At 65.6% G+C, this 9,345-nt stretch carries 6 protein-coding genes; 2 read left to right on the plus strand and 4 right to left on the minus strand.

Going from position 1 to position 9,345, the window contains the following annotated elements:
• Positions 1–65: 65 nt before the first annotated feature.
• The 4 genes from AX681_RS13915 to AX681_RS13930 form a co-directional block, all read right to left on the minus strand.
• Positions 66–1,310: an alginate lyase family protein gene (locus AX681_RS13915; protein WP_197421890.1), complete on the minus strand. Its 1,245-nt coding sequence runs from the start codon at positions 1,308–1,310 to the stop codon at positions 66–68.
• On the minus strand, positions 1,307–4,210 hold the full coding sequence (locus tag AX681_RS13920) for a TonB-dependent receptor (RefSeq protein ID WP_066659437.1): 2,904 nt from the start codon (positions 4,208–4,210) through the stop codon (positions 1,307–1,309). The genes AX681_RS13915 and AX681_RS13920 overlap by 4 nt, the downstream gene beginning before the upstream one ends.
• A 103-nt stretch (positions 4,211–4,313) precedes the next feature.
• Positions 4,314–6,191: a hypothetical protein gene (locus AX681_RS13925; protein ID WP_066659427.1), complete on the minus strand. Its 1,878-nt coding sequence runs from the start codon at positions 6,189–6,191 to the stop codon at positions 4,314–4,316.
• Positions 6,191–7,360, minus strand: a complete 1,170-nt coding sequence (locus AX681_RS13930; RefSeq protein ID WP_066659425.1) for a glycoside hydrolase family 88/105 protein — start codon at positions 7,358–7,360, stop codon at positions 6,191–6,193. The genes AX681_RS13925 and AX681_RS13930 overlap by 1 nt, the downstream gene beginning before the upstream one ends.
• 160 nt (positions 7,361–7,520) lie before the next feature.
• On the opposite strand from AX681_RS13930, the gene AX681_RS13935 reads away from it, so the two are divergent.
• Both AX681_RS13935 and AX681_RS13940 read left to right on the plus strand, forming a co-directional pair.
• The gene (locus AX681_RS13935; protein ID WP_066659419.1) at positions 7,521–8,438 is read left to right on the plus strand and encodes a DUF4861 family protein; all 918 of its coding nucleotides are present in this window, start codon (positions 7,521–7,523) and stop codon (positions 8,436–8,438) included.
• Between the two features lie 34 nt (positions 8,439–8,472).
• Positions 8,473–9,204, plus strand: a complete 732-nt coding sequence (locus AX681_RS13940) for a FadR/GntR family transcriptional regulator (protein WP_066659417.1) — start codon at positions 8,473–8,475, stop codon at positions 9,202–9,204.
• Positions 9,205–9,345 lie beyond the last annotated feature (141 nt).

The following is a 9,345-nucleotide window of genomic DNA, read 5'->3' on the forward strand; positions in this document are numbered from 1 at the left end:
ATCGAGCCTCGCCCGCCGCTAAACCCACCCCCTAGCCCCTCCCTTTCAGGGAGGGGTAACAGGGATCAGCGCACCCGATAGCGCAGGACCATGTCCCCCTCGGCCCGACGCGGCCACACGCCCGACCACGCGACATCTGCGCGCAGCAGCAGCGCGTCGAGCTCCTTGGCGGGCCACTTCATTTCCGGGTGCGGCCAGGCAGCGGCCCGATCGCGATAGGCGGCGATGAAGTCGGTGGCGGCGCGGAGCGAACGGCCCTTGCCGTCGCTCCAGCTGTACAGATCGACGCCGAGACATGCGGCACTGTCGGCGACGATATAGGCCGGTTCGATTGCGAAGATCGAATAATGGGCACTGCGGGTGCGGGCGAGTTCGTCGGGCAGTGCGCCGCCCGGCTCCATCTGTCGCACGATCCGCCTTTTCGGGAAGTCGGCAACGATCTTGCGCGCCAGGTCGGGGCGGCGGGCGAACAGCGCGTAGCGGCTGACCTGTGCGTCGTACCAGATGCCGTGATTGTTGTTCTTTGCGCCCTCGCCCTTGCCGTTCGGGCTGGACAGCATCCAGTCGAGATAGCGGGAGAACCAGCCCTCCAGCGCCTTGACCTCATCCGCTGCCAGCACGCCGGACGGCGCGGCGAGGCCGATGGCGTCGATGACCCCGATGAACGCGCTGGTGTCGAGCACGCCCTCGGGACGTCCGTTGGAGCGGCCCGGGACCATCTGCGCGTAGTTCATGTTCGGGTTCATCGCGGTCGCCGGGTCGAGGAACCACGCGCGGACGATCTTTGCCAACTGCTCGGCGTAACGACGATCACCGGTGTAATAATAGGCAAGGCCGAGCAGGTCAGAGTCGCTGCCCATCCGACCCAGCGCCGTGCGGTCGAAGCGATTGGTCTCGCGTTCGGGATTCACCTCGCCATCGCGGCGGACATAGGGGCCGGTCGGGTTGGCGGGATCGGGCCACCAGTACGGGGCGAGGCTGATATAATCCTTGCGGTCATTCGACGGCGGGATGGTCCGCTTGTCGAGCACCGTTCCCGGCTTGCGTGCCAGGATCGCATCGGCGCGCTTGATCAGCGCAGCAAGTTCCGCCTTGGCCTTTGCGTCGGTCGGCAGCGCGGCCTTGATCGCGGTCAGCTCGGACGGGCGCAAGGTGAAGGTGCGACGTCCATCGAACGCAGCGGCATAGCCTTCGACGCCGGCACATTGCGACGGGGAAGAAAAGGCCGCCGCCGGGGGTGCAAACCCCGCGGCGGCGACGGTGGCGAGGACCGAGAGAGGGATGGCCCAGCCGAGGTTGGTGCGGTTCACAGACGAACCCGGACGCCGAAGAAATATTGCGTGCCGCTCTTCGAAACTTCGGCGATATTGTCGTAGGTGCCCTTGTACATGATGTCCGGTTCTCCGGTGACGTTGAGCGCCTGCAGCTTGAGCTGGACGTTCTTGGTCAGGTCATATTGTGCCGACAGATTGAGATAGGTGCCCGGGCGGATGTACCGGTTGGTGCCGCCATTGGGCTTGTAGTAATCGGAACGGTAGCGGACATTCGCACGCAGCGAGAGGCCCCATTTCTCGTACCATACCGATCCGCTGGCGGTCCATTTGGACAGGCCGATCAGATTGGCATCGTCGACATAGGCGGCGATCGGCGAGGTATCGGGATATTCGAAATTGGCGAAGGCGCGGTTGACCGATCCCTGTACGCCGAATCCGTCGAGCGGATCGGGCAGCCAGGTCAGGACGTGGCTGAACGTCGCCTCGATCCCGTAGAGGTGTCGCGTCTCGCTGTCATTGGCGGGGCCGACCGGTGCGATCGTGAAGGTTTCGGTCGTCGGCGTGCCGCCATCGCGGATGGTGGTGACGGTGATGTCGGTCGGCACCGGCTCGGACCGGCCGATGACTGTGCCCTTGGCCCATTTGTAATAGCCCGCGACCGACAGTAGCGTGTCCTTCGACGCATAGAGTTCGACACTGGCGTCGAGATTCCATGCGCGCAGCGGCTTGAGGTTCGGGTTGCCGGTGGTCGCGTTGAACACGATGTTGTTGAGCCCGGTCCCCGCCGACGGGTTCAGGTTGATGCCGGCACCGAAACTCTCGATCCCCGACCGCGCCAGCGCGCGGTAGGCGGCAAGGCGCAGCTTGAGCTGTTGCGTCAGGTCGAACGAGATGTTCGCGCTGGGCAGCAGATATTCATACTGGCCCTTGAGCGTGTTGGTCTGGAGCTGGCCCGCCGGATCGACGCTGACGGCGTAGCTGTCGCCCGGTGTGTCGATCACGATGCGATAGGGCTGGCGATAGCCGATCGAGGTGATGTTGGTGCGCACATAGCGCAAGCCGATATTGCCGCTGAACGGCAGCGCGCCTTCGTCCTGGCGGAAATTGGCCATGGCATAGGCCGACCAGATGCGCTCACGCACATTGATGTCGCTGGGATCGCGGCCATCGGCGGGGATCGGAAGCGCGTCGTCGCTGCCGGCGAAGGTGCGGAACAGGCAGTCATTGTCAAAGGTCGCCCAGCGCGTGACGTTGCCACCCATGCCCGACATATAGCTGCTGGTCGTGAACGGCACCCGGCACTGCTGGTTCGCCAGCGTGATGCGCGCCGCGACCTCGGCGGTGGTGCCCGGGATGGTGTTCAGATCGTTGTTGCGGGCATTGTCGTTGGTCCGGTGGTGGTCGGAAAAACGACCGCCGACCTTTACCGAGGTGATAAACCCGTCCAGCTCCCGCGTGACATCGAAGCGCGCCGCCCAGATCTCGTCTTCGCGATCGGTGACGAAGCGGTTGCGCGCATAGACCGCGGTGTTTCCGGTCGCGAGGAAATTGGCGTGGTTGGTAATATCGAACGTGCCGAAATCGACAGTCGGCACGACGTTATCCCCGTCATAGGTCAGCGTGTAGGGCACGCGCGTGGTCGAGCGCATGCGCGTCTGCTTTTGCGTTTCGGTGCGGTGGCTGCGCGAATATGAGCCGTCGAACGCGATGTTCCAGCGATCGGGCGACCAGATCAGGTTGAGGCCGCCGCCCAGATATTCCTCGTTGCGCTGGCGCGTTTCGAGCTGGTTTTCGAGGTTGGAGTTGCCGCGATAGCTGAGCAGCGCGCCCGGACGATCGCCATTCGCGCCGTCGCTGATGATCAGCGGCTGGACGCCGCGCAGCCCTTCGGTGATGCCGAGAACGTTGCGGTCCTCAAGGCTTGCGCGATTCGAATATTGTCCGTCGATGGCAATTTCGAAGTCGCTGTGCGGTCGCCATTGCAGCGCGCCGATGATGCCGTCGCGAACTTCCGATGTCTGCTGGGTGCGGAAGCTGCGCGAGCTGTTGGCGAAGTAATAATCGCCCCGCGTCTCACCGACCACGGTGCCGCTGACGGTGCGCGGGGCGGTCGCATTGACGCAGTTCTGGTTCGCGCCCGCCGCAGTTTGAACGGCGGTCGTGCCGGTCAGCACGAACGGATTCAGCGCCGAGGTGTTGCACAGCTGAAAGGTCGCGTTGGCGTTGTAATAATCCTCGGGCGCGGTCGTATCCTGCCGCTGATAGCCGATCGAGATGCCGATATCGCCGAGGCCGGTCGAGAATTGATCGGTGTAGGAGATGTTGGCGCGATAGCCGAGGCCATCATGCTGATAGACGTCGTCGTCCTTGGGCTGAAAATCGCCGCGGACTTCGAACTGGATGCGACGTTTGCCATAGTCGAGCGGCCGCATCGAGCGCAGTTCGATCACTCCGCCGACACCGCCTTCGAGGAAGTCGGCGCGCTGCGATTTATAGACCAGCACGCCGTTGACCAGTTCCGAGGGGAATTGCTGGAAGGCGACCGAACGGTCGGGACCGGCGGTCGAGACCTCACGCCCGTTGAAGGTCGAGAAGCTGAGCGTCGGGCCAAGGCCGCGTACCGACAATTCGTTGGCATTGCCCTTGAACCGGTCCGCCGAGACGCCGACGATTCGCTCGAGCGTATCGCCGACGCTGTTGTCCGGGGTCGCGCCGATTTCGTCGCTGACCAGCCCGTCGACCACGACATCGGCGTTGCGCTTGAAGTCGATCGAGCTGCGCTGCGTCGCGCGCGCGCCGGTGACGAGGATTTCCTCCTCGTCCGGCTGAGCGGCGGGTGGCGGTGCGGCATCCTGCGCAAAGGCCGGCACGCCGATCGACAATGCCACACTCGCCAGCAGCGATCCGCGCAGCGCGATGCCCGAAGTCAATTTCATCCTCATCCTCCCCGATGGCGGGACACAAATCGCGGCCCGGCTGATACCGGTGTCATGGATGTGTATGACAACTATACCAATCGGCGTCAATCACCCTTTTGGGCTAGTTGTATGACAATGACCAGCTGACTTCTATGACTGACCGAGGCATTTCACCTGTGGAACGACCGCATTTGATCACGGTCGCAAACGGGCCGGTGGGCGAGCGATAGACCGGGTCCGAGGCAGGTTTCGCATCGCAATCGCCATAGCCGGAGGCGGCGAAGCGCTGCACGGCGCCGCGCGCGAACCGCATGCCGCCTGCCTGCCTGACCGGATCGTCGGAGAAGGTGGCGAACTCCATATCGATCCGCGCGATCCTGACGCCCTCGGCCGGGACGATGCGGTCGCGCCGCTCAATCCGGCCCGGCGAAAAGCGATAGCGCGTTTCGATCGACGCGCGCGCGTCGAGACGCGCGTCGTTGCCACCCATCCGGTCGAGCGCGGTCTGGTGCCAGCTGACTTCGGTCACCCCGCCACGCCGGGTGACGCGCATGTCCTTGAAGAACGCCAGCGGCATCAGCACGTCGCCATCGGCCAGCGTGATGCGTGGGAGCAGCTGGGGGAAGGTCGCATCGGCCGACCCGGCGAGCATGCCGGGCGAGAAGGGGATCGGGAAATAGGGGTTGTTCATATGCTGCCCCTCCGCCCCGTTGATGATCGGGAGCGAAATCATCCGCTTGCCGTCGCGGATCGTCACCAGCCCACGATCGTGCAGCCCGCGCGCGAACCAGGTCATGGTCGAGCGCGGCAGCGTGTCGAGCCAGCGCGCAAAGCCCGGATCGGGCGCTTGCCCACGATAGCCGAGCCGGTTCCAGATCGCGTTGGTGTAGATATGCTGGCGGGCGAGGCTGAAATTCTCCCCCAATATGCGTGCTTCGCCGCGATAGACATCGGTGCGTCGCCCCTGACCCCAGGCGGTGCGACCCCACAAATCGACCGAGCCGCTCACCGGATCGATCCAGAAATCCATGTAGCGCGCGGTGACGCGGCTGGAGAAGGCATAGGCCATGCGCTCTTCGACCGGGGTCATCACCTTGAGCAAGGCGGCGGCGGTCAGCACTTCGAGGAAGGCGGTGTCGCCATAGGTGCCGATGCTGCGTCCGTACTCGAACCCCTCGCCATGGAGGTTGAAGCGCGGGAGCAGCAGGTCGACCGACTTGCGCAACCACGCCTTCACCTCGTCGCTCGGCGTCATCCCGGTTTCGAGCAGGCGGTGCGCGATCTCACCGATCAGCAGCACCGAATAGCGGTCGAACCGCCCCTTCCCCTCGGTCTCGTCGGCAAAGCCGTACTCGCCCGAATATTTGCGATAATGGTCGATCATCCGCGCGAGCAACTGATCGCCCGCGCTGGCATCCTCCCAGCCGAGCAGATGGCGGAAGCGCGCGATCGAGAATGCGACACCGTAATAGTTGTTGGGCAGGTTGATCAGGCTGAGATCGGGCCGCACGAAGCGGCGCCAGTCGAGCCGCTGCTTGAGCGTGGCGAGCGTTGCCGGGCGCACTGCGCGCTCGAGCAGGCCGCGCGCGTGCAGGTCGTGCAGCGCGGCGATGTAGTAATAGAGGCCCCAGCTTTCATTGTCGTTGGCGAGAGTCAGGTCGGCCATGTCGGCGAACTCGCGCAGCCTTTGGTCGAGCCGGGGGTCATTGGGTTCGAGCGCGACGATGCGGTGGGCCATCGTCGCGGCGATCTTGCCGGGGAGGAACTTGTCGCCGCCACCGAACACGGCGACGCCGTCGATCTTCGTCGCCTTACCATCGCGCAGCAGCTGCTCGATCAGCTTTTCGAGCTGGGGTGACAGGCGCGTGGTGACGCTGGTGTCCATCGGCGCAACGCCATCGGCGTAGATCGGGCCAGCCGGCGCATCGGCGCGGCGGTCGGCGGGCGCGGCCTGCGCGGCGACCGGGGTTGCGAGGGCGATCAGCAACAACGAACGCATCAACGATACTCCTTCCGCGCGAGATCGGCCATCGCGGTACCGGCGAGCACGAAAGCGCCCGCGCCATAGAATTGGGTTTCCTGCGCCGACACGCTGTCGGGGCGGTCGCCGACCTGCTGGACCCAGCCGAGCATGCCGTCGGGCTGCACCGCGCGCACGATCGCCTCCCAGCCGCGGACCGCCGCGGGCTGATAGGTCGCGCGGTCAAGCAGGCCGGCGTCGACGCCCCAGGCAAAGGCATAGGTGTAAAAGGCGGTGCCACTGCTTTCGGGCGGGGTGCCCGGATCGGTGTCGAGCAACGAGGCTGACCAATAGCCATCGGGCTTTTGCAGCGTCAGCAGCTTTGCCGCCATGTCGCGGAACAGCCCTTCATAATAGGCGCGGCGGGGGTCCTTGCGCGGCATCGCCTCCAGCATGCGCACCAGTCCGCCCATCACCCAGCCATTGCCGCGGCTCCAGAATTGCTTGCGCCCCTTGGCATCGCGCGTGTCGAAGAAGCGGCTGTCGCGGAAATAGAGCTTCTCGACGGGGTCGTAGAGATAGTCGGTGGTCGCCTTGAACTCTTCATGCGCGAAATCGGCGTAGCGCTGGTCGCCCGTCACGCGCGCAAGCTGGAGCAACGTCGGCGGGGCCATGAATAGCGCGTCGCACCAGCACCAGCGATCGGTGCATTTCGACCAGCCCGCGCCGGGCGCGCCGGGGATGAATTCGAGGCTGCCGGTCGGACGCTGGGCGAGGACCTTGTCGAAATAGGCGATGGTCGGCGCGAGCGCCTTCCTGCCCGCGCCGTTGCGCGCGGCCCAGATCCACGCCTGGCCGATCAGCTGGTCATCGGCGTGAAAGGGATTGTCGCCGAGCTTCCACGCCTGTTCCCGGCCCAATGCCATCAGCGGCGGGGCGTAGCGGGCATCGCGCTTCGCCAGTTCGGTCAACGCGATCCAGAAGGTCGCCTGTTGCCAGTCGCGCGGGTTGCGAACGCTGTTGCGGGCGGCGGGCATCGTCGCCCAGTTGGTGCGGTTGGCGAGCTGCCAGTCGGCGACGCGGCGCACCTGCGCCAGGATCGCGTCCGGGCGGGGCAGCTGCGCGCGCGCTTCGGCCGCCGGCACCGTCACCGGAGCGGCGGAGGCAGCGGGGGCGGCTCCGGCAAGGGCAAGCAGAATCAACGCCATCACATTTCCTTCCAGTCTGGCCACGCAGCATCGCCGTCGCAGCCCTCTCCTGATCGGCCCGGCACCGAATTGTGATTGACACCGGTGCCACAATCTTTCCAATTGACGCATAGTCGCAGATAAGGTTGTCACACAACTACGCGATAGTCGAGAGGATAGGATGTCGAACGCGCGCACAGGTCGCATTGCCGGGAGCATCGCCGCACTTGTGCTGCTGGCCGCTCCGACGGCCGGGGCGCAGGAGCGCAAGCCGCTGCGCCCGGCTTCTGCGGAGGAACAGGCGACGCGCGCGGCGGTGTCGATCGCCGACTATCGCTATGGCGACCTGTTGTTCGAGAATGACCGGATCGCATTCCGTATCTATGGCCGACCGCTGGAAGCTGCCGAGCCGCCCTCCTCCTCCGGCATCGATGCGTGGGGCAAGCGCGTGCGCTGGCCGTTCATGGACCGGCAGTTGCGCACCGGCGACCAGCATCAGGATCAGGGTGAGGGCGTCGATTTCTACAATGTCGGTACCGGGCGCGGGATCGGGGGCCTGGGCATCTGGCACGACAATAAGCTGTGGACGTCGCGCAACTATGTGAACCCGCGCATGGAGAGCGCCGGGCCGGATCGTGCGGCGTTCAGCGTCGATTATCCCGCCTGGCCGGTCGACACCGCGCGCAACGTGGCCGAGACGCGGCAGTTCGCGTTGGCGCCGGACAGCAACTTCATCCGGATGACATCGACGATTGCGTCGAGCAGCGCCGAGCCGCTGACGGTTGCGATCGGCCTGTCCAAGCGCCCCACCGGCACCGCGCTGGGCAAGGTCACCAAGGACGGCGAGCGGGCGCGGCTGATCTGGTGGGGGCCGGAAACGCCCGACAAGGGCGCGATGGCGGGCGCGGTGATGATCGATCCGGCCGCGTTCGCCGGCTTCGCCGAGGATGCCGACAATTATCTGATTCTGGTCCGGGTTACGCCGGGCAAGCCCTTTGTCTATTATGCCGGCGCGGCGTGGAGCGGCGGTCCCGATTTCAAGCGCGAACCCGATTGGCACGCCTATGTCCAGCAGCAACGTCCTGATTTCACACCCTAGCCAGCCCCAGCCGCGCAATGCTATCGGTCCCGTAATGACGGTGACCAAGGCGGCATCGCTGGCCGACGATCTGGTTCAGCGGTTCGAGGAACAGATCGAACGGGGGGAAATGCCCCCCGGTTCGCGTTTTCCGACCGAGAAGGCGATTACCGAGAGCTTTGGCGTCAGTCGCACCGTGGTGCGCGAGGCCTATTCGCGCCTTGCCGCGCGCGGGTTGCTGGTGTCGAGGCGCGGGTCGGGGGCTTATGTCGCGGAAGGCGCGCAATATCGCGCGTTCCAGGTGACGCCGGACGAGGTCAGCGCGATCGACGACGTGCTGCGCCTGCTGGAAATGCGCATGGGGTTCGAGGCCGAAATGGCCGCGCTGGCCGCCGAGCGCCGGACCGAGGCGGACCTGGCGGACATCCGCGCTGCGCTGGCGGCGATGGATGCGAGCACCGAGGCGGAAGGATCGGTCGCCGCCGACGCCGCCTTCCACGCGGCCATCGCGCGGGCGACGGGCAACGCCTATTTCGTGCGCTTCACGCAGTTTCTAGGCGTGCGTCTGGTGCCGTCGCGCAAGCTGTATCTGCAGGGCAACGACCCCCGGAAGCATCAGCGCTACGCCCGCATGATCAACCGCGACCATGAGGCGATCTACGCGGCGATTGTGGCGGGCGACCCGGTGGCAGCACGGCGCGCGGCGCGGCGGCATATCCAGAAGTCGATCGACCGGCATGAGGCGCTGAAGGCGGGGCGCAGCGATGGCGAAGGCGACGCGGGGTGAGGACACCTCAATTCCTCCCCTGCCCCGCAGGGGAGGTGGCAGCGCGTAAGCGCTGACGGAGGGGCCGCCCTCGCAGAGGGCGGAACTTCGCGGAACTGTTCACGGCTGTCTGCTCAGCCGCCCCTCTACCCCCCGCTGCGC

This window comes from Sphingomonas sp. CCH9-E2, assembly GCF_001557215.1.
Classification (GTDB): Bacteria; Pseudomonadota; Alphaproteobacteria; order Sphingomonadales; family Sphingomonadaceae; genus Sphingomonas.

Coding starts and splice junctions, on each gene's coding strand:
- AX681_RS13920 (WP_066659437.1), bottom strand. CDS start 4,210: ATGAAATTGACTTCGGGCATCGCGCTGCGCGGATCGCTGCTGGCGAGT.
- AX681_RS13925 (WP_066659427.1), bottom strand. CDS start 6,191: ATGCGTTCGTTGTTGCTGATCGCCCTCGCAACCCCGGTCGCCGCGCAG.
- AX681_RS13930 (WP_066659425.1), bottom strand. CDS start 7,360: ATGGCGTTGATTCTGCTTGCCCTTGCCGGAGCCGCCCCCGCTGCCTCC.
- AX681_RS13935 (WP_066659419.1), top strand. CDS start 7,521: ATGTCGAACGCGCGCACAGGTCGCATTGCCGGGAGCATCGCCGCACTT.
- AX681_RS13940 (WP_066659417.1), top strand. CDS start 8,473: ATGACGGTGACCAAGGCGGCATCGCTGGCCGACGATCTGGTTCAGCGG.